This is a genomic window from Luteibacter sp. W1I16 (assembly GCF_050434905.1).
Taxonomy (GTDB): Bacteria; Pseudomonadota; Gammaproteobacteria; order Xanthomonadales; family Rhodanobacteraceae; genus Luteibacter.
The window spans coordinates 1,783,119-1,806,216 of record NZ_JBNDJJ010000001.1; the positions used below are offsets into that span (position 1 = coordinate 1,783,119).

Annotated in this window: 18 protein-coding genes; 13 read left to right on the forward strand and 5 right to left on the reverse strand. The window is 65.5% G+C overall.

Going from position 1 to position 23,098, the window contains the following annotated elements:
- Positions 1 to 40: 40 nt before the first annotated feature.
- From QFZ41_RS08025 to QFZ41_RS08040, 4 genes are all read left to right on the forward strand, one after another.
- Entirely contained in the window at positions 41 to 1,300 is a 1,260-nt protein-coding gene (locus QFZ41_RS08025) for an MFS transporter (RefSeq protein ID WP_429198276.1), read from the forward strand.
- Positions 1,301 to 1,360: 60 nt separating this feature from the next.
- The gene (locus QFZ41_RS08030) at positions 1,361 to 2,665 is read left to right on the forward strand and encodes a thioredoxin family protein (RefSeq protein ID WP_429198277.1); all 1,305 of its coding nucleotides are present in this window, start codon (positions 1,361 to 1,363) and stop codon (positions 2,663 to 2,665) included.
- A 183-nt stretch (positions 2,666 to 2,848) separates the two neighbouring features.
- Positions 2,849 to 3,532 carry a glutathione S-transferase gene (locus QFZ41_RS08035; protein ID WP_429198278.1) on the forward strand — a complete coding sequence of 228 codons (684 nt, stop codon included), beginning with the start codon at positions 2,849 to 2,851 and terminating at the stop codon, positions 3,530 to 3,532.
- Positions 3,533 to 3,628: 96 nt separating this feature from the next.
- Positions 3,629 to 3,958 carry a hypothetical protein gene (locus QFZ41_RS08040; protein WP_429198279.1) on the forward strand — a complete coding sequence of 110 codons (330 nt, stop codon included), beginning with the start codon at positions 3,629 to 3,631 and terminating at the stop codon, positions 3,956 to 3,958.
- A 178-nt stretch (positions 3,959 to 4,136) separates the two neighbouring features.
- Here the strand turns inward: QFZ41_RS08040 and QFZ41_RS08045 are convergent, their stop codons facing one another.
- From QFZ41_RS08045 to QFZ41_RS08055, 3 genes are all read right to left on the reverse strand, one after another.
- Positions 4,137 to 4,469, reverse strand: coding sequence for a DUF4377 domain-containing protein (locus QFZ41_RS08045; protein WP_429198280.1), 333 nt, complete (start codon positions 4,467 to 4,469; stop codon positions 4,137 to 4,139).
- A gap of 122 nt (positions 4,470 to 4,591) precedes the next feature.
- Positions 4,592 to 7,285, reverse strand: coding sequence for a pyruvate dehydrogenase (acetyl-transferring), homodimeric type (gene aceE / locus QFZ41_RS08050; RefSeq protein ID WP_429198281.1), 2,694 nt, complete (start codon positions 7,283 to 7,285; stop codon positions 4,592 to 4,594).
- A gap of 326 nt (positions 7,286 to 7,611) precedes the next feature.
- On the reverse strand, positions 7,612 to 9,912 hold the full coding sequence (locus QFZ41_RS08055) for an NADP-dependent malic enzyme (RefSeq protein ID WP_429198282.1): 2,301 nt from the start codon (positions 9,910 to 9,912) through the stop codon (positions 7,612 to 7,614).
- A gap of 220 nt (positions 9,913 to 10,132) precedes the next feature.
- Here QFZ41_RS08055 and QFZ41_RS08060 point away from each other — a divergent pair, with 220 nt between their 5' ends.
- Both QFZ41_RS08060 and QFZ41_RS08065 read left to right on the forward strand, forming a co-directional pair.
- Complete coding sequence (locus tag QFZ41_RS08060) at positions 10,133 to 11,971, forward strand: reprolysin-like metallopeptidase (protein ID WP_429198283.1); 1,839 nt, start codon at positions 10,133 to 10,135, stop codon at positions 11,969 to 11,971.
- 98 nt (positions 11,972 to 12,069) lie between these two features.
- On the forward strand, positions 12,070 to 14,067 hold the full coding sequence (locus QFZ41_RS08065; RefSeq protein ID WP_429198284.1) for a reprolysin-like metallopeptidase: 1,998 nt from the start codon (positions 12,070 to 12,072) through the stop codon (positions 14,065 to 14,067).
- A 7-nt stretch (positions 14,068 to 14,074) separates the two neighbouring features.
- Here the strand turns inward: QFZ41_RS08065 and QFZ41_RS08070 are convergent, their stop codons facing one another.
- Complete coding sequence (locus QFZ41_RS08070; protein ID WP_429198285.1) at positions 14,075 to 15,355, reverse strand: flavohemoglobin expression-modulating QEGLA motif protein; 1,281 nt, start codon at positions 15,353 to 15,355, stop codon at positions 14,075 to 14,077.
- Between the two features lie 43 nt (positions 15,356 to 15,398).
- Positions 15,399 to 16,145 (reverse strand): FAD-binding oxidoreductase, encoded by a 747-nt coding sequence (locus QFZ41_RS08075; RefSeq protein WP_429198286.1) that lies wholly within the window; start codon positions 16,143 to 16,145, stop codon positions 15,399 to 15,401.
- An 83-nt stretch (positions 16,146 to 16,228) separates the two neighbouring features.
- Between QFZ41_RS08075 and QFZ41_RS08080 the strand changes: the two genes are divergently transcribed.
- From QFZ41_RS08080 to QFZ41_RS08110, 7 genes are all read left to right on the forward strand, one after another.
- Positions 16,229 to 17,161 carry an ABC transporter ATP-binding protein gene (locus QFZ41_RS08080; protein ID WP_429198287.1) on the forward strand — a complete coding sequence of 311 codons (933 nt, stop codon included), beginning with the start codon at positions 16,229 to 16,231 and terminating at the stop codon, positions 17,159 to 17,161.
- Entirely contained in the window at positions 17,158 to 17,931 is a 774-nt protein-coding gene (locus QFZ41_RS08085) for an ABC transporter permease (protein WP_429198288.1), read from the forward strand. Before QFZ41_RS08080 ends, QFZ41_RS08085 begins: the two co-directional genes overlap by 4 nt.
- Before the next feature lie 5 nt (positions 17,932 to 17,936).
- Positions 17,937 to 18,656: a pseudouridine synthase gene (locus tag QFZ41_RS08090; protein ID WP_429198289.1), complete on the forward strand. Its 720-nt coding sequence runs from the start codon at positions 17,937 to 17,939 to the stop codon at positions 18,654 to 18,656.
- A gap of 140 nt (positions 18,657 to 18,796) precedes the next feature.
- Positions 18,797 to 19,915, forward strand: coding sequence for a hypothetical protein (locus tag QFZ41_RS08095; RefSeq protein WP_429198290.1), 1,119 nt, complete (start codon positions 18,797 to 18,799; stop codon positions 19,913 to 19,915).
- Complete coding sequence (locus QFZ41_RS08100) at positions 19,912 to 20,874, forward strand: hypothetical protein (RefSeq protein WP_429198291.1); 963 nt, start codon at positions 19,912 to 19,914, stop codon at positions 20,872 to 20,874. The genes QFZ41_RS08095 and QFZ41_RS08100 overlap by 4 nt, the downstream gene beginning before the upstream one ends.
- On the forward strand, positions 20,871 to 22,010 hold the full coding sequence (locus QFZ41_RS08105; RefSeq protein ID WP_429198292.1) for a hypothetical protein: 1,140 nt from the start codon (positions 20,871 to 20,873) through the stop codon (positions 22,008 to 22,010). Before QFZ41_RS08100 ends, QFZ41_RS08105 begins: the two co-directional genes overlap by 4 nt.
- A 5-nt stretch (positions 22,011 to 22,015) precedes the next feature.
- Positions 22,016 to 23,083, forward strand: a complete 1,068-nt coding sequence (locus QFZ41_RS08110) for a hypothetical protein (RefSeq protein ID WP_429198293.1) — start codon at positions 22,016 to 22,018, stop codon at positions 23,081 to 23,083.
- Positions 23,084 to 23,098 lie beyond the last annotated feature (15 nt).

The following is a 23,098-nucleotide window of genomic DNA, read 5'->3' on the forward strand; positions in this document are numbered from 1 at the left end:
GGCGCGGCGTAAAATGCGGGGGACGCCCCAAGGATTCCCCATGCCTTCGCCCACCACGGAAGCGGTCTCGCTCCTGCGCCATCGCGCCTTCCTGCAATTCTGGTTCGCCAAGAACGCCTCCAGCTTCGGTTTCCAGATGATGTCCGTCGCCGTCGGCTGGCAGATTTACGAACTGACCCACCGCGCGTTCGACCTTGGCCTGATCGGCCTCGCGCAGTTCGTGCCATCCGTGCTGCTGGCCCTTCCGGCGGGTCATATCGCCGACCAGTTCGACCGGCGCCGCATCGTCACGGTATGCCAGGCGATCGAATGGTTCGCCATCGCCTTGCTGGCCGGATTCAGCCTGACGGGCCACCTGACCGAAACGGGCATCCTGGCGCTGGTCTTCGTGGTCAGCGTCGCCAAGGCCTTCGAGTTCCCCGCCCTTCAGTCGATGCTGCCGGCGCTCGTCCCCGCCCATGTGCTTCCGCGCGCGATGGCAGCGAACGCCTCGGCCGGCCAGGCCGCGATGATCGTGGGACCCGCGCTGGGCGGCCTGCTGTACGTGGCGGGACCCGCCACGGTCTATGGCGTCTCCGGCCTGCTCTACCTCGTGGCGCTCGTGTTGATGTCGCGCCTCGCCTACGACCACCTGCCGCCTCGGCGCGAGCCGGCCACCTTGAAGACCCTGTTCGCCGGGGTTCACTTCATCCGCCGCCGGCCGGCCGTCTTCGGCGTGATCTCGCTCGACTTGTTCGCCGTGTTGCTTGGCGGCGCGACGGCGTTGTTGCCGATCTTCGCCAAGGATGTCCTGCATACGGGCCCCTGGGGCCTTGGCATCCTGCGCGCCGCGCCGGCGGTCGGAGCGTTGCTGATGTCGGTATGGCTGGCCCGGCATTCGCTGGAACGCCGGGTCGGCCCGATCATGTTCGCTTCCGTCGCGGGCTTCGGTGTCGCCACGCTCGTCTTCGCGCTCTCCACCACCCTCTGGCTGTCCGTGGTCGCGCTGTTCGCCCTGGGAGCCTTCGACATGGTCAGCATGGTGATTCGCGGCGCGCTGGTGCAGCTGGAAACGCCGGACGACATGCGCGGACGGGTGAGTGCGGTCAACGCCATCTTCGTGAATACCTCCAACCAGCTCGGTGAATTCGAGTCCGGCCTGCTGGCCGCCGCCGTGGGTGCGGTGAATGCGACCCTGGTCGGCGGCATAGGAACCCTTCTGGTGGTGGGCCTGTGGATATGGTGGTTCCCCTCGCTGCGCCGCCGTCAGGGCCTGGTGTCGGACCCGGAGCCGATCGAGGGCGCCAGCGGAACGATCTGACACCGCGCCGGAAACGTGCTATTAGGTGGACGTCTATACCTCCAAAGGGTGGGGTCCACCATGAAGCGCCTGCTCGTCGCCGTTCTCGTCATGTTCGCCGCGCCGGCCTTCGCCGCGCATGAGACACCCGCCAGCCTCGATGCCGCGCTCGCCCAGGGCAAACGCGAGCACAAGCCGGTGCTGATCGATTTCCAGGCCGTGTGGTGCTACTCCTGCTACTACATGGCCAGCCATGTCCTCAACGGCAAGGAATGGAACGACCTCGAAAGCAAGGTGGTGTTCTACGAAGCCGACGCCGACAAGCCCGCCGACCAGGCATGGATGAAGAAGCTCAACGTCCACTTCCTGCCCACATACGTCGCCATCGGGCCCGACGGCGAGGAACTGGGACGCATACTCGCCGAACGTCCGCGCGAGAAGTTCTATCCCGAGATCGCGGGCCTTCTTTCCGGCGATGCACGGCTCTCCAAACAAAAAGCTGACGCCGCCAAGGGCTCCATGGCCGCCGTCGCCGACGTGCTGGACACCTACCAGCAGCGTTACCAGGGCAGTGAGGGCATGGCCTGGTTCGATACCTTGCCAGCGATGGTGCGCAATGTGTCCGACAAGGATAAACGCGTGGCGCTGGCCAAGCAGCGGCTGCTCCTGTTGCAGGCGAAGGACCGCAAGGACGACAAGGGCATCGCCCAGGCGGCCACGAAAGTCCTCGCCGGCAACATCGGTTGCGAGCGTCCTTATGTGCTGGATGACCTGATCGGCGCCACGGAAGCGCAGCACCCGGATTCCCGCCAGTCGGCCCTCGCGCCGCAGCGGGCACCTTACGAGCAGTTCCTCGCCACGCAGGTATTCACCGCCACGCCCACATGCGCCGACCAGCGCAGCGCGGTACTGACGGCGGCGGACCTCGATGCGGCGCTCGGCGACCACGCGGCCGAACAGGCCGTGCTGCGCAAGGCGATCGACCTCAGTCGTGAAAAGCTGCACGGCGACCTGAAGAGCGACCGCAACCTGGCCGATAACCTGCGCGTGTACCTTGTCCGGGCGAAGGCCGGCGACGAACTGGACACCCTCGAGAAGCAGCTGATCGCGGCCTATCCGGACGACTACGTCTACAACTACCGCTACGGCCGTCGCCTCGTCGAAAGCGGCAAGCCCGCCGAGGGCCTTCCGTATCTCGACGCGGCATCGAAGAAGGCGTACGGCGCGAATCGCTTCGCGGTGGCGACGTACCAGGTGAAGGCCTTGCGCGCGCTGCACCGCGACGACGAAGCGCGCAAGCGCGTAGCCGACACCGTCGCGGCGGAAGGCAAGGCGTTTCCCGAGCAGACGAAGAAATTGCAGGAGGCGCTGGCCGCGGCGGGTTGATCGATTCGGGCTCCGGGTCATCGCCGACAGGGTCGGCTCCCGCCACATCCCGCCATAGGTAAGTCTGGCGGAGCGAGCTGGTGGGAGCCGACCCTGTCGGCGATGGATGCCGCGAAAGCACCCCTGTGAGCCATACCGCATCCCCGCTGCTAACCTGCGCATATCTCCCGGTCCGAAGCAGCCATGATCGTCATTCATCATCTGAATAATTCGCGGTCCCAGCGCGTGCTCTGGCTGCTCGAGGAACTCGGCCTGCCGTACGAACTCGTGCGCTACCAGCGCGACCCGAAGACGATGCTGGCCCCGAGGGAGCTTCGCGACATCCATCCCCTCGGCAAATCGCCGGTGCTCGTGGATGGCGATATCACCCTGGCCGAATCCGGTGCCATCGTCGAATACCTGGTTGGCCGCTATGGCGAGGGACGGCTCAAGCCGGTCCGAGGCACTCCCGACGCGCTGCGCTACAGCTACTTCCTGCATTACGCGGAGGGGTCCGCCATGCCCCCACTGCTGCTCAAGCTCGTGTTCATCCGCATGGAATCGGCTCCCGTGCCGTTCTTCGCCAAGCCCATCGCCCGCATGCTGGCGCGCGGTGCGCAGAAGGCCTTCGTCGACCCGCAGATCAAACTGCACCTCGACTACCTGGAGGGCGAAATCGGCAAGACCGGCTGGTTCGCGGGCGACGAGTTCAGCGCGGCCGATATCCAGATGAGTTTCCCGCTGGAGGCTGCGTCCAGCCGCGCGGCGCTCGACGCCACCCGCCCCGGTCTGCATGGATTCCTCGGACGTATCCACGCCCGCCCCGCCTATCAAAGGGCGCTGGAGCGGGGCGGCGACTACGACCTCGTCCCGGCCCGACCAGGCTGAATCCCTCTTCAACCCTCGCGCGTCTGTTTACACCACGCTCACGAGGCGGACCGCAAAGTCGCTTTCCGACAGTAACGTTGTAGAGGGAGCCATCCGATGAGCAGAAACCGCGAGTTCGCCCGTCAGGTCGAGAGCGCCGTCAACGGCGTGTCGGGGCGCGTCCGCCACTATGCCGACGAAGCCTCCGGTGTCGGCAGCGACCTGCTCGACCGCAGCCGTCGCGTGACCAACAAGTTCGCCAAGCGAAACGGCATGAGCAGCCAGCGCATCCGTTACCTGGCCGAAGACGTCGCCGACGAGGCCACCTACCAGTACCGCAAGCTGCGCAAGCAGGTCCGGCGCAACCCGGGCCTCACCATCGGCATCGCCGCCGCGGCCATCGGCACTTTCCTGTTGATCCGCCACGTCTTGCGTGACGACGATTGAACCTGTCGCTAGGGGCAGGGAAAGGCCGGGAGCGATCCCGGCCTTTTTTTGTGGGCGCGCCGGTCGACAGGAGAGCCGGTTGTGGTGGGAGCCGACCTTGTCGGCGATGGATGCTTGCCTCACGCTGGCCCGCTGCCGCGGGATCGCCGACAGGGTCGGCTCCCACCAGGATGCGGTTTCACTTCACCGGGTGCTGCTCCACCACCTTGTCTACATGCCACGTCACCCGTGACGCATCCGCGGGTGCGTCCTTCGCGTGCACCTCGGTGATCTTCAGCAGGTATTCGTTGCCGGGCTGCCAGTCGAAGCCCTCGATCGGCACGTAGGTCAATTGCCAGGAGTCCGTGGCCTCTTCGCGGTACTGGAAGCACTCGGTCTTCATGACGCCGTTCGTGCACGGCGCTTTCGCCGCGGCGATGTACAACAGGCGGGAACGCGAACCATGGTCGGCCGGCGCCATGGCGCACGCGGTCAGGCTCAGGGCGGTAGCGGCAAGGAGGGCAAGGCGCATGGCGTGGATCCGCGTTCGTCGACAGGTCGATAGATAACAGCATACCCATCGACGCAGCGTGACGCGAAAACGACGAAGGCCGGATCGCTCCGGCCTTCGTTCACGTTCCATCGCGCTGGCGGTCAGACCGTCATCGGGTTGGGCTTGTCCATGTCGAGCTTGTATTCCTTGATGGCACGGCTGACATCCCTGGCGTTGACCTTGCCGTCCTTCGCCAGGGCGGCGAGGGCCGCGTGCGCGATCCAGTAGCGATCCACCTCGAAGTGGCTGCGCAGGTTCGCACGCGTATCGCTCCGGCCGAAGCCGTCCGTGCCCAATACCGTGTAACGCATGCCGTCCGGCATGAAGGCGCGGATCTGATCGGCGAATTCGCGCACATAGTCGGTGGCCGCGATGGCGGGGCCCTGGCGGTCGGCGAGCAGGCCGGTCACGTACGGCACCCGCTGCGGGCTTTCCGGATGCAGGCGGTTCCAGCGCTCGGCATCGAAACCTTCGCGGCGGACTTCCGAGAAGCTCGGCACCGACCAGATATCCGAGGTCACGCCGAAATCCTTCTCCAGCAATTCGGCGGCCGCGATCACTTCGCGCAGGATCGTGCCCGATCCCATCAGCTGCACGCGCGGCTCGTTCTTCTTCGCCTTGCCGCCGTCCTTGAACAGGTACATGCCCTTGACGATGCCTTCCTCGCTGCCCTTGGGCAGGTCGGGGTGGGCATAGTTCTCGTTCATCACGGTGATGTAGTAGTAGACGTCTTCCTGCTCCTGCATCATGCGGCGCGTGCCGTCCTGCAGGATCACCGCCAACTCGTAGGAGAAGGTCGGATCGTAGGAGATGACATTCGGGATGGCGCCGGAAAGCAGGTGCGAATGGCCGTCCTCGTGCTGCAGGCCCTCGCCATTGAGCGTGGTACGCCCCGAGGTGCCGCCGATGAGGAAGCCGCGCGCGCGCATGTCGCCCGCCGCCCAGCACAGGTCGCCGATGCGCTGGAAACCGAACATCGAGTAATAGATGAAGAACGGCAGCATCGGCACGTTGCTGATGCTGTAGCTGGTGGCCGCGGCGAGCCACGCGCTCATGCCGCCGGCTTCGCTGATGCCTTCCTGCAATACCTGGCCCTTCTGGTCCTCACGGTAGTACAGCAGCTGGTCGGCATCCTGCGGACGGTACTTCTGGCCGAACGGCGCGTAGATACCGATCTGGCGGAACATGCCTTCCATGCCGAACGTGCGGGCTTCGTCGGCGACGATGGGTACGAGACGCGGACCGAGTTCCTTGTCTCGCAGCATGAGGTTCATGCCACGGACCAGGGCCATGGTGGTGGAGATCTCGCGATCGCCGGTGCCCTTGGTGATCTGCTCGAAGGACTCCAGTGCCGGCGCCTTGAACGACTGGCCTGCCTTGCGGCGACGCTGCGGCAACGATCCGCCGAGCGCGCGACGGCGCTCGAGCATGTACTGCACTTCCTCCGAGTCCTTGCCCGGATGGTAGTAAGGCACCTCGTCGAGCTTGTCGTCGGGTACCGGGATGTTGAAGCGATCGCGGAAGGCGCGGATCGCGTCGGTGTCCATCTTCTTCTGGTTGTGCGCCGGGTTCTGCGATTCACCCGCGGCGCCCATGCCATAGCCCTTCACCGTCTTGGCGAGGACGACGGTCGGCATGCCCTTGGTGTTCACCGCCGCGTGGTAGGCGGCGTATACCTTGTGCGGATCGTGCCCACCGCGGTTCAGGCGCCAGATGTCGTCGTCGGACATGTTGGCCACGAGCGCAGCCGTCTCCGGGTACTTGCCGAAGAACTTCTCGCGCGTGTACGCGCCGCCGAAGGCCTTGCACGCCTGGTACTCACCGTCGACGGTTTCCATCATCAGCTGGCGCAGCTTGCCCGTGGTGTCGCGGGCCAGGAGGGGATCCCAGTAGCTGCCCCACACCACCTTGATCGCGTTCCAGCCGGCACCACGGAAGACGCCTTCCAGTTCCTGGATGATCTTGCCGTTGCCACGCACGGGACCGTCGAGGCGCTGCAGGTTGCAGTTGATGACGAAGATGAGGTTGTCGAGGCCTTCGCGGCCGGCCAGCGAGATCGCACCGAGCGACTCCGGCTCGTCCGACTCGCCGTCACCCATGAAGCACCAGATCTTGCGGTCGCTCTTCGGGATCAGACCGCGGTGCTCGAGGTACTTCCAGAACTGAGCCTGGTAGATCGCCTGGATGGGACCGAGGCCCATCGACACGGTCGGCACCTGCCAGTAGTCCGGCATCAGGTAGGGGTGCGGATAGGACGACAGGCCGCGACCCTTGCCTTCCACTTCCATGCGGAAGAGGTCGAGCTGGTCTTCGCCGATACGGCCTTCCAGGAAGGAACGCGCGTAGACGCCCGGCGCCGAATGGCCCTGGTGGAACACCAGGTCGCCCGGATGGTCGGCGCTCGGGGCGCGCCAGAAATGGTTGAAGCCGACGTCGTACAGCGTGGCCGACGAGGCGAAGCTGGAGATGTGGCCGCCGAGGTCGCCGGGCTTGCGGTTGGCGCGCACGACGGTGGCCAGCGCGTTCCAGCGGATCAGCGAGCGGATGCGCCATTCGATCGCGGCATCGCCCGGGCTGCGCGCTTCCATGTGCGGCGGGATGGTGTTGACGTACTCCGTGGTCGGGTCGAACGGCAGGTAGCCGCCCGCGCGACGGGTGGAGTCGACCATGCGCTCCAGCAGGTAATGCGCGCGCTCGGTGCCGTCGTGGTTGATGACGGCGTTGAGCGACTCGACCCATTCACGGGTTTCGGTGGGGTCGAGGTCCTGGTGAAGGATATCGTCGATCTGGTCCATGGATGCTCCGCTCGCGCGTGACGCGCGCTCATGGGGACTGAAGAAGGCCGCTGGGGTGGCGGGAAAACCTTTCCATGATAACTCAAGGTTCCCGCGTACGCGGCGGTATGGGGGATTTGGATCGTGGCAAGTTGGGTACTGGCCGGGATTTGGCGGGGTGGCCCGCTGCCGCGGGATCGCCGACAAAGTCGGCTCCCACAACAGCGCCAGCTCCCACAACGGCGCCGGCTCCCGCGACAGGGGCTGTTTCCGCATCAGGGCCGTTTCCGCCTAGCCCTGGTGGGAGCCGACCCTGTCGGCGATGGGCCGAAGCCCGGCACCGCCAATCAATCGGTTACGACCGTCCTCGGCTTCCCCGCCCGGATCTGCGCCTCGACACAGGCCACCGAGGTCATGTTGACCACCCGGCGCACCGTGGCCTGGGGCGTGAGGATGTGGGCCGGCTTGGCCACGCCCATGAGGATCGGGCCGATGACCACCCCGTCGCAGAGCACACGGACCATGTTGTAGGCGGTATTGGCCGCGTCGAGATTGGGGAAGACGAAAACGTTGGCCTTACCTTCCAGGCGCGAGTTCGGGAAGATCCGCTCGCGGAGTTCAGGCGTCAGGGCCACGTCCGCCTGCATTTCGCCCTCGACCTCGAGCCGGGGGACTTTTTCCCGGATGATTTTCAACGCGTCGCGCATCTTGCGGGCGCTGCGCGTCTCGCGGCCCCCGAAATTCGAGTGCGAGAGCAGTGCGATCTTCGGCTGGATGCCGAACAGCTTCAGGCGGATGGAGGCCTGCAAGGTCGCCTCGGCGATCTGCTCCGCGCTGGGGTCGTCCTGCACATAGGTGTCGAGGAAGAAAAACGTGCCCTTCTCCGTCGCCACGGCCGCCATCGCGGATGCCTCGGCGATGCCTTCGTCCAGGCCGATGATGTTCGTGATGTATTCCAGCTTGCTGTGATACGTGCCCACCAGGCCGCAGATCATCGCGTCGGCTTCGCCACGCTCGACCATCAGCGCGGCGATCACGGTCGGCCGCGAACGCACCACCGCCTTCGCGGAGGCGGGCGTCACGCCCTGGCGCTCCATGATCGAGTGGTAGAGGCGCCAGTAGTCCTCGAACCGCGGATCGGAATGGATGTTGCACATCTCGAAGTCCACGCCCGGCTTCAGGCGCAGGCCCGCGCGCGCGATGCGCCGCTCGATCACATCCGGACGCCCCACCAGGATCGGCCGGGCCAGCCCTTCGTCGACCACCGTCTGCACGGCGCGCAGCACGGTCTCCTCTTCGCCTTCGGCGTATACCACGCGCTTGGGGTCGGCCTTGGCGCGATCGAACACCGGCTTCATAAGCAGGCCGGTGCGGAAGACGAAACTGGTCAGTTTCTCGATGTAGGCGGGGAAATCCTCGATGGGCCGTGCGGCCACGCCGGAATCCATCGCCGCCCGGGCGATCGCCGAGGGCAACTGGATCAGGAGACGCGGATCGAACGGCTGCGGGATCAGGTATTCCGGCCCGAAGCTCGGCGGCTTGCCGCCATAGGCACGCGCGCTCACGTCGGAGGCCTCGCGGCGCGCCAGCTCCGCGATCGCCTTCACGCAGGCGACCTTCATCTGCTCGTTGATCACCGTGGCGCCGACATCCAGCGCGCCGCGGAACAGGTAGGGGAAGCACAAGGCGTTGTTGACCTGGTTCGGATAGTCCGAGCGGCCCGTCGCCATGATGCAATCCGGACGCACGGCCTTCGCGTCTTCCGGAAGGATCTCCGGATTGGGATTGGCCAGCGCGAAGATGATCGGCCGCGCGGCCATCGTGGCGACCATCTCCGGTTTCAGGATGCCGCCGGCGGAGAGGCCCAGGAAGATGTCGGCGCCCTCGACGATCTCGGCGAGCGTGCGCTTGTCGGTGTCGCGCGCATAGCGCTGCTTGTCCGGGTCCAGGTCGGTGCGACCCGTGTGCAGGACGCCATCCCGATCGAAGGCGAGGATGTTCTCCTTCCTCATGCCCAGCGTCACCAACATGTCGACGCAGGAGATGCCAGCCGCGCCCATCCCGGTGGTGGCGAGCTTCACGTCCTCGATCTTCTTCCCGGTGACCAGGAGCGCGTTGATGACGGCGGCGCCTACGATGATCGCGGTGCCGTGCTGGTCGTCGTGGAAGACCGGGATCTTCATGCGTTCGCGCAGCTTGCGCTCCACGATGAAGCACTCCGGCGCCTTGATGTCCTCGAGATTGATGCCGCCGAACGTCGGTTCGAGGCTGGCGATGATCTCGACGAGCTTGTCAGGATCGGCCTCGTCGATCTCGATGTCGAACACATCGATGCCGGCGAACTTCTGAAACAACACACCCTTGCCTTCCATCACCGGCTTGCTGGCCAGCGCGCCGATGTTGCCGAGCCCGAGCACCGCCGTGCCGTTGGAGATCACCGCGACCAGATTGGATCGCGCCGTGAGTTCGGCGGCCTCGCCGGGATCGGCGACGATCGCATCGCACGCGGCGGCGACGCCGGGCGAATAAGCGAGCGAGAGATCGCGCTGCGTCAACAGCGAGGTGGTCGGCGTGACCTTGATCTTGCCCGGTCGGGGAAGGCGGTGATATTCGAGAGCGGCTTGCCTCAGTTCCTCGGAGATGGCCATGGGATCCTGTGCGACGTAACGGAAGGGGATGCGGACGAGGCGGCGGGACCGCGACGTAAGCAGCCATGTTAGCACCGCGCTACGCGGTCTCCGCCGTCAGCGGTGTGTTGCATTGCGACAAGCAGTGATACCGATTCCGACCTATCAACGGCGTGCATACCTGCATTGCGAAGCCATGCGCCTGCGTACGCTCGGTGACCTTCCATTATCGGGGATCTCCATGGTCCGCCTTACCTTCCTCCACGCGGCGCTCGCGGGCGCCATGGCCTGCGTCATGCCTTTCGATCCGTGCACGGCGGCGACGACGTTTTCAGCTTTGAAAAAGCAACTGGCCCGCTTGCCCATGGATGGGAAGACGACCGCCACCGTAAGCCTTCCGTTAGGCGACGGCCGGCACGGCCCGTTCATCGTGCGGGACTCGAAAACGCTGCCGCCGGCGCTGGCGGCGAAGTTTCCCGGGCTGCGCAGTTTCCGTGGCGTCGCCGCCGACGGAAGGACGGTCCGGCTCGACCTGTCCCCGGACGGAGTGAGGATGAGCATGCGTGACGGGCCGCACGAATGGACGGCCCGCGCACGGACGGCTGCGGAATGGCGGTCACTCGCCGTGCGCAACATGGAGGCGCCGGCTTTCACGGCGGCGGTCGCGGATGCCGCCGCTCCCCTTGCATCAGTCACGAATCGTCCGGCCTCGCGGGGAGGTGACGTCCGCTTCGATTTCCGCCTCGCGATGGCCGCAAGCAGCCGCTACGCCGCGCATTTCGGCGGCACGGTCGAAGGCGCCCTCGCCGAGATCGCCCATGTGGTGAACCAGGCCAATGAGGTGTTCGAGACGGATGTCGGCGTCCATTTCACCCTCGTGGCCGGCAACGACCGGTTGATTCGCGCGCTACCGTCCCGCGATCCCTTCCGGTCGGAAGATCCGGGCCCGGCCGCGGTCAACCTGATCGACCGCGAAATCGGCGCGGGAAACTACGACATCGGCCATGTGCTCACCGACTACGACGGCGGAGAAAGCCACGTCGGCACATCCTGCATCGATGCGCGCGACGCCGACTTCCTCGCCACGCACAAGGCGGCCGCCTGGAGCGGACACGCTCGGCCCGCGCATGCCGCTTCCGAGGCCGTCGGCTTCACGATCCACGTCCTGGGCCGTCAGCTGGGCGCGTGGCCCACGGCAGACGGATGCCACGAGGCGACACTTGAGGACCGGGCGTTCGAACCGGGGAGCGGCAGCACCGCGATGGGCTTCGCACCGTTCGCCTGTGGGCACGGCAGGCCGCTCCAGGCGCGGGCCGACCGTTACTTCCATGCGGTCAACCTGGCACAGATGCAGGATTGGCTGGCATCGAAAGGCGGCCGCTGCGCGTCGAGACGGATCAATCCCGCCAGCGCGGCCTGGATCGACCCCGCGTCCCTCGCCGAGCAAGCCGTCATTCCCGCGCACACGGCGTTCGCCCTCGACGCGCGGGCGGAGCCGGTCATGCAAGGCCGGCGGCTGAGCTACACGTGGGAGCAGATGGACGCAGAGCCTCTTTTTCGCTCATTCCCGCCTTCTCCAAGCGCTCGAAGGGTCTTTCCACGGATGGCGATCCTGCTCGGCCATGAACCCACCGACGCAGGGGAAACCGTCCCCGACGTGTCACGCACGCTGAACTTCCGACTGACGATTCGCGACAACGGTGGCGACACCTCGACCGTCGCCCAGGCAGACACCCGCGTGCGGATCGTCGATACCGGCCGGCCCTTCGCGATGCTCGCCGATGAGTCTTCGGAAGCCGCGGTCGCCGGTGGCTCGATGACGGTGCGCTGGGACGTCGCCGACACGAATGCGCCGCCGATTTCCTGCCATTTCGTGTCCATCGACGTCTCGCTCGACGATGGGGCCACGTGGCGTGAGCCCGCGCTCGCCGTGGACGAGCCCAACGATGGCGAAGCGCGGCTCGCGCTGCCGCCCGATGCCGGCGCGGATCGGGCCCGGCTGCGAGTGCGCTGTGACTGGAGGCCGTTCTTCGCCGTGTCGCCACGGTCCTTCGCTATCAGGCGCACAGCAAGCAACTGACGTCCCGGATAGGTATTGGCCTACAGATCACTGAGCGGCAATCAGGTTTCATGAATCGCCCGACGCGATGCCGGGTGCCTCTCCCGAAAGGATTCACCATGTTCCGATACCACCCCCTGGCTCTCGCCGTCGTCGCTCTCCTTGCCACGGGCGTCGTCGACGATGTCGCGGCGCGCGAACTGTGGAGCGACGCAGCGACACCGGCGGTCATTCCTGCCGCGCGCTCCGCCTCCGCCCTCCCCAGGAAGTACCGTCGCGTCACGCTGGACACCGCCGTGCTTGCCGAGAACACCCGCGCAGCGCGTGGCGCCTCCCGACGTTCCATGGTCCTGCCCCTGCCAGGGGGCGGCACCAGCCGGTTCGAACTCGAAGACGCCGGCGTGCTACCACCCGGACTGGCGGCACGTTTTCCCCGGCTCGGTAGCCTCAAGGGCCACGACGCCGACGGCCGCCGGATACGCCTCGACATGACCGCGGAGGGTTTGTTCGCCGTGGTCCGCGACCGCCAGGGTGACTGGATGCTCCAACCGGAATCCGCCGGACAACCCACCAGTCGTTCGACGGCACGCTCGCATATCGTCTTTCGCCGCGCCGACGCGCCGGCGGCCCCGAGGGAAGAACATGGCGAGATGCTCGACGCCACGGCGGCGTGGCCTGAAGCGGCCACGGCACGCGGCAGTGCCAACGCGGTCCTGCGCACGTTCCGCATCGCGATGTCGGCCACCCATTCCTATACCGGCCACATGGGTGGCACAGTGGAAGACGGCCTCGCCGGTATCGTCCGTGCCGTCAACCGCGTCAACGAAATATTCGAGAACGACCTTGGCGTGCATCTCGTGCTCGCCGAAGGTAACGACAAGCTCGTGTTCACCTCGGCAAGCACCGATCCCTTTGCCAAGGTGTCCACCGACGACCTGAAGATCGCGCTGCAAAACGTCAAGGTCGCGGAGGAAATGCTAGGCAAGGACGCCTTCGATGTCGGCCACGTCATGGACGGGCAGCGAAACGCCGGCATCGTCGGAGCCATCGGCAATACGTGCCAGGCGTGGTCGGGCGAGCATGCCCATCGTCCTTATTCGAAAGCGGCGGGCATGACGGGAAGCACAAGGCCGTTCGAAGACGCCTTCCACGTCGATTTCGTCGCCCATGAACTCGGCCATCAGTTCGGGGCGCGGCACTCGTTCAACGGGTGCCGCGCGGGATCGCGCGACGAGGCGAGCGCCTTCGCTCCCGGCAGTGGCTCGACCATCATGGGCTACGCGGGGCTTTGTGGTTCCCACGACCTGCAACCGCACAGCGATCCGTATTTCCATGCTGCCAGCATCGACCAGGTCCAATCGTGGATCGGAAGTGTCGGAGGCTCCTGCGCCAAGGCCCGCCTGAATACATCGCCGTCACCCCTGCTGGACATCGCAGGCTGGAACCGCCCGCTGGTCGTGCCGGCACGCACACCGTTCCGCCTCACTGCCCTGGCCCGCTTCAGCGACCCCGCGGCGCGCATGACCTACACCTTCGAGCAGATGGATGTCGGTGATATGCAGGCTCCGGGAGATGCCTTGTCGGATTCCGGCTCCGGCCCCTTGTTCCGCTCGCGGCTGCCGCATGCGGAAACCGAACAGACCTTTCCTTCGATGGCCGTGCTGACGGGCGAGGAACCTGTCGGACGCGGCGATGCCCTTCCCGAGACCTCCCGCGACCTGCGCTTCCGCCTCACCGCCAGGGACAACCGCGATTTCCGTTCTCATGTCGTGACCGCGGACCGCACCGTGCGCGTCGTGGATACCGGCAAGCCGTTCGCAATGCTCTTGCCGAAGGCGGGAGCGGCGCTTCAACGTGGCAAGGCGAGGCAAGTGCGCTGGGAGGTGGCTGGCACCGTCGCCGCCCCGGTGTCATGTCGCCGGGTACAGATCGACCTCTCGCTCGATGGAGGGCGGACGTTCCTCGACGTGCCGTTGGCCGGCGATGTGCCGAACAAGGGCCGGGCGACCATCACGATCCCGGAGAGCGTGCCCACGTCACGGCACGCACGACTACGCGTGGGCTGTACCGATGGTCGCTTCTTCGCCTTGTCGCCCGGCGAATTGACGCTCCGCTAGCCGGACATCAGAGGCCGAGGGAGATCTCCTCGGCCTCCACGCCGGCCATGTGAATGTGGTTCACGAAAAGCGAGAAAGCCAGTTTCCCCGCGAGTCCGTGCACGTGCTGCATCCATGGCGGAAGGTAACGCGGCGCCGCTATGTCACCGCTCGCGAAATGCGCCTCGAGACTCATGACATCGTGCAAAGCGAGCTTCCCGGCGAACAGGTTGCGCAGGAGATCGAGGCGGCGCTGCCGCAACGCCCAGCGGAAGAACGTATGCACCGCGAGCAGGCCGCTCAGATATACATTGTCCTTCGCGAATGCCGATCCTCCGGTAAGCGGCACGCCGCGAAACACACGTTGCGTCGAGTGGAAACTGTCCGCCACGTTCTGTCCGCAATCGCGGAAATAACGGAATACCTCGACGAAATCGGCACCGTTGAGTGCCATGTCGATCGCAAGGATGCGCAGGCTGATACGCTTCAGGCGCGAGATATCGATCGCTCCCGACATCAACTCGGCGAATACGGCCAAGCCTTCCTGCGTCGCCGTCACGCGCGGCGAAGTGCGGGCCAGGGATGCGAGCACGGGCTGCTCGCGTCCGTTCAGCGCCGTGAGTGAATGCACGAAGGCTTCGTGAGCGAGCAACTGGTGGCGATCGTATTCGGTGAAACTCACGCCGCCACGAAGGCGGATCCGGGTGGCGCCCGCCGCGGCCTTCGCGGTGAGTTCCGGATCGACTTCCACGGAAATGGTGCCGGGCGCGAAGAACGCATCCAGTCTCTCCGACATGTCCTGCCGCAATTCGTCCGCGGGAATGCTGCCCGTGGCATCTTCCGTGTCCAGGTCAGCGCCCAGCTCGTCCGCCAGGTTCACGAAATATCGGGCGGCATCGAGGTTGCTCCGGTTGCTGCCCGGGATGGCGTCGCCCGGTTTCCCATAGAGGGCGATGGACGCCTCGGTCACTCCGTCGGTGCCGGCGGCGTCCAGCATGCGGGTGGCGATCCGCCAGGATTCCGCCGTGCGCCGCAAGTACTCGGCGATCGGATGGTCCTCATCGACCTCCGCCTCGATCCCCTCCAGCTCGGCCCGGGTCTCCCCCAGGTCCGGCGGACGGTAGCGAATGTCGGGGATCGAGAGCCGTCCCGCACCGAACTCCTCGATCAGCCGTTCTTCCACCGACGCCGGCCAGGAAATCGTGGCGAGGATGCGGACGGCGCGGACCGCGGCGAGGAGGCGGTGGTCGAGCGCCGCGTAACGCCGCATCTCGGCCGACAGGTGGGACGGGGCGACGTGAGCATGCATGGGGCCGGATTATAGGCCGATCGGCCGACCGGGCCCTACCCGGTCAACGCGACGAGATGTATTTCTCGCGGCGAATCTGCTGCACGGCGAGACCATGCTCCTTCAGTGCCGCGAAGGCGGCATCGACCATGTTCGGGTTGCCGCAGAGGTAGGCGATGTCCGTTTCACCGGAGGGTTCCAGCTCCGCCAGCATGTCCTGCACATAGCCGAGGCGGTCGTGCGGCCGCGGATTCGGCCGGGCGCCCCGCGACAGGCATGGATGGAAGGAGAAACCTTCGTGGGTCCGGGCGAAGGCCTCGAACTCCTCCCCATAAAGCAACTCCCCCTCGTTGCGCGCGCCGTAGAGGAGCACGAACCGGCAGCCGCGGCTGGCCATCAAGGCCTCCATCTGCGGCAACATGGCACGGTAGGGGGTGACGCCGGTACCGGTCGCGATCAGGATGTAACGCTGGTTCCGGTCGGTGTCCATGAGGCAGAAACGGCCATACGGGCCGCTGGCGTCGATCGTGCCGCCGGGCTCCAGCCCACCCAGCAGCCTGGTCGCGGCGCCTCCCTCGACGTAGCTCACCGCTATCTCGATCCGCTCCACCGGGCCGCTGCCGTCGCCCACGGTGCCGACCGAATAGCTGCGCTTGGTCGGCTTGCCGTCGTCGTAGTGGAAGTGCACCTGGAGGAACTGGCCCGGCACGAAGGCCAGCGGCTGGCCATCCACCCGCTCGAAGGACAGGTGCCGCACGGTGGGCGCGAGCATGAAGCTGTCGGCGAGGCGGAGCTGGAATTGTTCGGCCATGGAAAGTCTCTGTTGACGCCGGGGAACGAGGTGCCCCCGGCAAAGCCCGGTATAATAGGCGGCTTGTCATCCCGGCGCAGCCCATGACCACTCCCGCATTACACGTCAACGATTTACGCAAGACCTACGGCAACGGCGTGGAAGCCCTCAAGGGCATCTCCCTCACCGTCCAGCCGGGCGATTTCTTCGCCCTGCTCGGGCCCAACGGCGCCGGAAAGTCCACGCTGATCGGCATCCTCTCCTCCCTCGTCAATGCCTCCTCGGGCGACGCGGAGGTTTTCGGGGTGTCCATCCATAAGAACCGCAGCGAGGCCATGCGGCTGATCGGCCTGGTTCCCCAGGAAATCAACTTCAACCAGTTCGAAAAACCCTTCGATATCTGCGTGAACCAGGCGGGCTTCTATGGCATCGGCCGTGCCGAGGCCGCTGTCCGCGCGGAGAAGTACCTGAAGGAGCTCCGTCTCTGGGACAAGGCGCACCACCAGGCGCGGATGCTTTCGGGCGGCATGAAGCGCCGCCTGATGATCGCCCGCGCCATGATGAACGAGCCGAAGCTGCTGATCCTCGACGAACCGACCGCCGGCGTCGATATCGAGATACGCCGTTCGATGTGGCAGTTCGTCAGCGGCATCAACGCCGCGGGGACGACGGTGATCCTCACCACGCACTACCTCGAGGAAGCGGAGCAGCTCTGCCGCAACATCGCGATCATCGACCGTGGCCGCATCGTGCAGAACACCACCATGAAGAGCCTGCTCGCCACGCTCGACGTGGAGACCTTCGTCCTCGACGTATCGAGCGTGCCCTCCTCGCTTCCGGCCCTGCCGGGCGTCGTCCTGCGCGCCATGGACGACCACACCATCGAAGCCGAAATGTCCCGCGCACACGATCTCAACTCCTTGTTCGCCGCGCTGTCGACGCACGGCATCACCGTCACCTCCATGCGCAACAAGGCCAACCGCCTCGAGGAGCTGTTCGTCCGCCTGGTGGAACACGGCCGGGAGAACGCGGCATGAGCGGCTCGACCAACCTCGTCGCGCTGGGCACCATCGTCCGCCGCGAGATCATGCGCATCATGCGCATCTGGACGCAGACCCTGATCCCGCCGGCCATCACGATGACGCTGTACTTCGTCATCTTCGGCAAGCTGATCGGTAGCCGCATCGGCCAGATGCACGGCTTCACTTACATGCAGTACATCGTGCCCGGCCTGGTCATGATGAGCATCATCACGAACAGCTACGGCAACATCTCGTCGTCGTTCTTCGGCGCCAAGTTCGGCCGCTTCGTCGAGGAAATGCTCGTATCGCCGATGCCTAACTGGGTGATCCTGCTCGGCTACGTGACCGGCGCGGTCACCCGCGGCGTCATCGTCGGGGCGCTGGTGCTCGTCATCGCGCTGTTCTTCACCGACCTGCACGTGGCCCATCCCATCACCACCTTCCTCTCGGTCGTCCTGGGCGCCACCGTGTTCTCGCTCGCCGGCTTCGTCAACGCCGTGTTCGCCAAGAAATTCGACGATATCGCGCTCGTGCCGACCTTCGTGCTCACGCCCCTGACCTACCTCGGCGGCGTTTTCTACTCGGTGGACCTGCTCGGCGAGCCATGGCGCAGCATCTCGCTGGTCAACCCCATCCTGTACATGGTGAACGCTTTCCGCTTCGGCGTGCTGGGTGTCAGCGACGTACCCATCGTCACCGCCTTCGTCGTGATGCTGGTGTTCGTCGTGGGCTTGTCCGCCGTCGCGCTGCGACTGCTCAGCCGCGGCGTGGGGCTTCGCTCCTAAAACGCATGCGGGTCAACAAGTACATCAGCGAAGCGGGAGTCTGCTCGCGCCGCGAGGCCGACGAGTTGCTCGTCGCCGGCCGCGTCACGATCAACGACGAAGTGGTCGGCATGGGTGCCAAGGCGCTCGACGGCGACGTCGTCAAGGTCGACGGCGAAGTGGTGGTGGCACGCACCCTTCTCGCCAGCCCGGTCAAGAGTCGTGGCGTGTACATCGCCCTGAACAAACCGGTGGGAATCACCTGCACGACGGATACCACGGTCGACGGCAACATCGTCGATTTAGTCGACCACCCGCAGCGCATCTTTCCCATCGGGCGGCTCGACAAGGATTCGGAAGGGCTGATCCTGCTGACCAGCAACGGCGACATCGTCAACGAGATCCTCCGTGCGGAGAACCACCACGAGAAGGAATACCTCGTGGCGGTCAACAAGGCCGTGACCGATGAATTCCTGAAGGGCATGGCCAAGGGCGTGCGCATCCACGGCCAGATGACCAGGCCCTGCAAGGTTCGCAAGATCGCGAAGTTCGGTTTCGCCATCATTCTCACGCAGGGGCTCAACCGGCAGATCCGCCTGATGGCGGCCGAGTTCGGCTATCGCGTGACGCAGCTGCGCCGCGTACGGATCGTCAACGTGAAACTCGGCCACCTGAAACCGGGGCAGTGGAGAAACCTGACCGAGGCGGAACTTCGCGGACTGCTGCCCCAACGGACACAGTGGTAGCAGGCATGACGGGCCACCAGGCTCGGCAAAATCCGCACCCGTCGACGGGACTTCCGCCGACATAAAGCACCGGGTCCTTGTCCAATACTGCACCCGCCGATCCCCACGGCAAGCAGTGCACCACAAGGATTTCCCCCGACATGAAGTCACACCTTCGACTGGCGTTCCTCGCCGGCCTTCTTCCCATTGCCGCGACGGCCACCGATTCGCGCGATATCTACCGTGACTTCGTACGCTTTCGTAGCCAGCACCTGGGTGCGGACCGAGCGTTCGATTTGACCACGCACGGCTTCCTCAGCCAACTGGTAGACGATCCCACCGCGTTTTACACCGAACTCAGCGGAACGCCGCTCATCACCAACGAAATATGGTGGAGCCTTTTCCTCGATGGCATCCCCGGCGACCCGGCACTGGCGTCGCGCAGCGCGCTCGAGGCACTGAAATGGCAATCAGGCCTGAGCAAGGCCCGGCCAGGTATCGATGTCCTCATCGACGACAACGCCATCGCCACCTACGGCAACCGCGAAGCCGCCGCGAATGCGCGCAAGGCCGGCGTCGATCCAGACATCTTCCTGAAAGCCGCCGACATGAACGGCACCATGAAAACCGTCGCCGCCGGATATGCCGTCGCCTTGCAGATCGTGCGCGATCAGATGAAAGCCTACCAGCCAGCGGATTACGCGCGCCGTGCGATCAGGCCCGACGTGCTCGATCGTTACATGAAGCAAACCCATCCGGACCGCATAACGGAATACGACGAACGTTATCTGCAGGACATCCTGCGTTACGAGATCGGGCGAAATGGCAGCGCCACGGACGCAGGTAGCCGCCATGCGCTTCCTGCCGCCTATCGTGTCGCGCGCACGGCCGCCGCCTATGCCGATCGCGCGGGATATATCAGTTCGCGATCCTATTGCGTGGTCAACGAGCCCGCCGCCTGGTTGCCGAGGAATGCCGAAGAATGGCAGTACAGCCAACCCCTGTGTTTCATCGCGGCCACCGACCGTGCCGTCCAATCATGGTATCGGCACGAATTGCGGCGGGAGAAGGCGGCGCTTCACCAGCGAGGCCATGCGGCATCTTCGCCGGTCATGCATCTAATCGGCACCGTGCTGGCACTGGTCGACGTCGTGTCATTCGTAGAGGTCGTCGAGGCCGTCGTCGCCGAGGACCTGGCCAGCGCGGGCGCTATCGACGAAGCCGGAGCCGAGTTCGCCTCGAACCGCTCTACCCGCCTCGCCTGCAGGATCAACCGATGAAGAAGATGAGAAAGATACGCGCGTTACTTGCGGCGTTCACCCTGACCTTGCCTTCTTGGCATGTTCAAGCGGGTGAGATCGCGATCGAAACGGGTGAGGGAAATGTCGCCGCTCTCCTGGAACGTGATGCCCATGACTTCACCGACGCCGTCGGCAGGGCCCTCATCGACTTGACCGATTCGCCTCCGTCGGGGAAGACCTTCGCATGGCTCCGCAGCAAGGTACAAGGCGCGACTCTGGCGCGGATCGAGTATGCCTTCGAGAAGAACGGCCAGCGAGTGATGCGCGTGTACCACGGGCGCAGCGGCCACTCGTTGGAGACGATCATCGAAAAAGCGACGAGGAGGAGCGCGTCCCATGCCTCGGGCACCGAATCCTCGGCCACGGAATCAGGCGACGGCATCGACATTCCGGAAGCGGACGATATCGCAAGAGATGCCGCCGAAGCGAAGTATTACCGGCGGGAGACGGAATTCGATGTACGGGCACCGAAACTGCCCGAGGACACGTCGAGGCTCGAAGCCACCGTCGTCGATAATATGAACCACTCCTGGGACGCGGAGCTCAAGACGCTCCGCCGTATCGAGTCCGACATTCAGAACAAGGTGGTGCCGGCCGGCGGCCGGTTGACAGGCTACGTCAGCAAGACTGTCTGCGAGTCATGCCGCGAAGTCATCGATACGTTCGCCCGGGTGTTCAACGCCGAAGGGACCATCTACCAGTTGATCGAACCGGGGACTGGTGCGGTCACGGGCGGTGGCGCGACCGCCATCCAACGAAGCAGGGCGGCCTCGAACGATCTTCTTGCCGCGCGGAAAGCGTACGCCAAGGCGAACCTCAACCCGGCGCGCTACGTGGCCATGCGCGAAGAAGGGGCATCCACGCTCGCCGACGTGAGCAGGCTCGAGGAGGAAAGTGTCGTTCTCCGGGACATCGACGGAGACCCGTGCGCCCCATGACGCAGCCGAAGCCCGCTCAACGAAAGACGTCTCTGCACATGGCCTTCGCCGCGTCGCTCACCGTGGCTGCGCTCGACTGCATGGCCACGACGACGATCGGCGTCGACGTGCTGTCCTACCTGCAAGCGGCACGCATCTCACGCCAGGGTGCCGCCGACGCGCTGGCGCATACCAACACGACCTTCGTTCGCCAGATGCTCGTGGAACCGGCGTCGCCCTACAGCGGCTTGATAGCCGAACCCGCTTTCACGAACGACGTGGAATGGCCTGAACTACTGGAACGCATACCCGGTGGGCCACTGACCTCGAACGAGGCACTTGCCGTGATGCAGTGGGATCTGGGCATGACACGCGCCCGCCCCGGCGTGGATATCGAGACGAAGCCCGGCTACCGCCACGACTTCGCGGCGGCAAGCGCCATCAAGGCCGATGTCGACCCGGACATTTTCTGGCATGTACTCGACCTCACCGGGTACGGCCATTCCGCCAAGGGTGCCGGGTACGCGGTGGGCCTGCAGATACTTCGACGCCAACTGGCGAAAACCCCGGACGACCGGCGGATCGCGCTGAATGTCGATCCAGACGTCTTCATGCGCTTCATGCGGGCGCGCCATTTCGATGAAGTCACGGAGTACGACCTGCGCTATCTGTCCGCCCTCGTCCAGCAGCGCCTCGTTCATTGGCGGGCCGGCGAGCGGACGCCCGCGGGGCGAAGGGAGTTGCCGATCGCCTATCGCATCGCGCGCACGGCGGCCGCCTATCGTGACCTGGAAGGCTATCTGGCCGGGTACCCGTGCGACGCGGCCGCGCGCCCTGTCGAAGGCACCGCCGGCACCGGAATGGCCGGCGACGACCGCCCGCTCTGCTTCGTCGCGGCGACCGACCGCGCGGTACACCGCTGGTATCTCGACGAGTACCGGCGCCAGGGCCGCGTCGTACCTCATATCGAAAGCGGTCTGGCACGTTTTGCGCGTTTCGCGGGCGCGATCCTCCCTCTGGTCGACCTCGTGGGCGCATTGGAGATCGTGGAGGCGCTCATCGCCGACGATCTCGTCACAGCCGAGGTCATCAGTCCCGCGGAAGCCGAATTCGCCGCCGAACGCGCCGATATCCTCTCTTGCCGAATTCCGGAGTGATCGTCATGCCCCGTACCGTACTCGCTACGCTCGCCTGCTCGCTCTTCTGCCTCGTTTCCGGCAAGGGAAGCGCCGCATCCGTCACGGTCGATAACATCGGCCTCGACGAGGGCAACACTACGGGCTTGCTCGAGGCCACCAGCCAACGCTACGTCGACGCCATGCGCGCGATCATCAGCGACCGGTACAAGGACGAGTACCTCGCGATTCGATGGGAAGCGCTGGAAACCGCCATGACGAACGCCAGTGTCGCGCGCGTGGAGTACCGTTTCGTCCAGAACGGTGAAACACGCATCCGCGTCTACCATGCTCTGGGCGGGCCGCCCCTGGGCGCGATGGCCCAATCGGCCTTCAGCGGTCCCACGCCGGCGGTGACACCGGGCAGTCCTGAGCCTCCCGACGAACTCGAATGGCCGGACGGCCGGCCTTCCCCAGCCGCCGATGCCGTGGATTACGCCACCACCGATGCGGAGGACAGCGCCTTCTTCAGCGGCTTCGGCGAAAACGATCTGCGTGCGCGCATTCTTCCGCCGGGAAGCTCGGTGCTCGAACCCTTCGAGGTGGATGGCATCGACCGTGCGTTGGATCCGGAATTCAAGGTGCTACGTGCGATCGAGCATGACCTGAAAAGCGATGTCATCCCACGTGGTGGCAGCATACGCGGAGCCGTCGGCGGCGCCACATGCGGCTCCTGTCGCGAAGCCATGCGAGCGCTCGCCGATACCTATGACATCGACATTCGCCTCACACAGATGTTCGGGTCCTTGCCGGGTACGCAGAGGGACGCACTGGTCGCAGCAGGCACGGCGAAGCTTCGCGGCCGAAGGCTCGTGGCCAGCGAAAGCGGACGGCCCCTCCTGGCGCGCGACGTCCTGGCCGATGCCCGCGAGCAACAAGTGAGACGGAGCCTGAATCCCTCGTCGTTGGAGCGGTCCTTCAAAGGCGTGCCCTGGCGCCCGCGATCTTTCCGTCTCGGCCCGCCGCGCCAGTCCCAGGCGACCGAAAGCTCGACATGGCGCGACCCGGCGGCGCCGAATGCGGATGCGACGGAGCTTCCTCCACCACAATGTTGAACGAGGGCGCGCAGG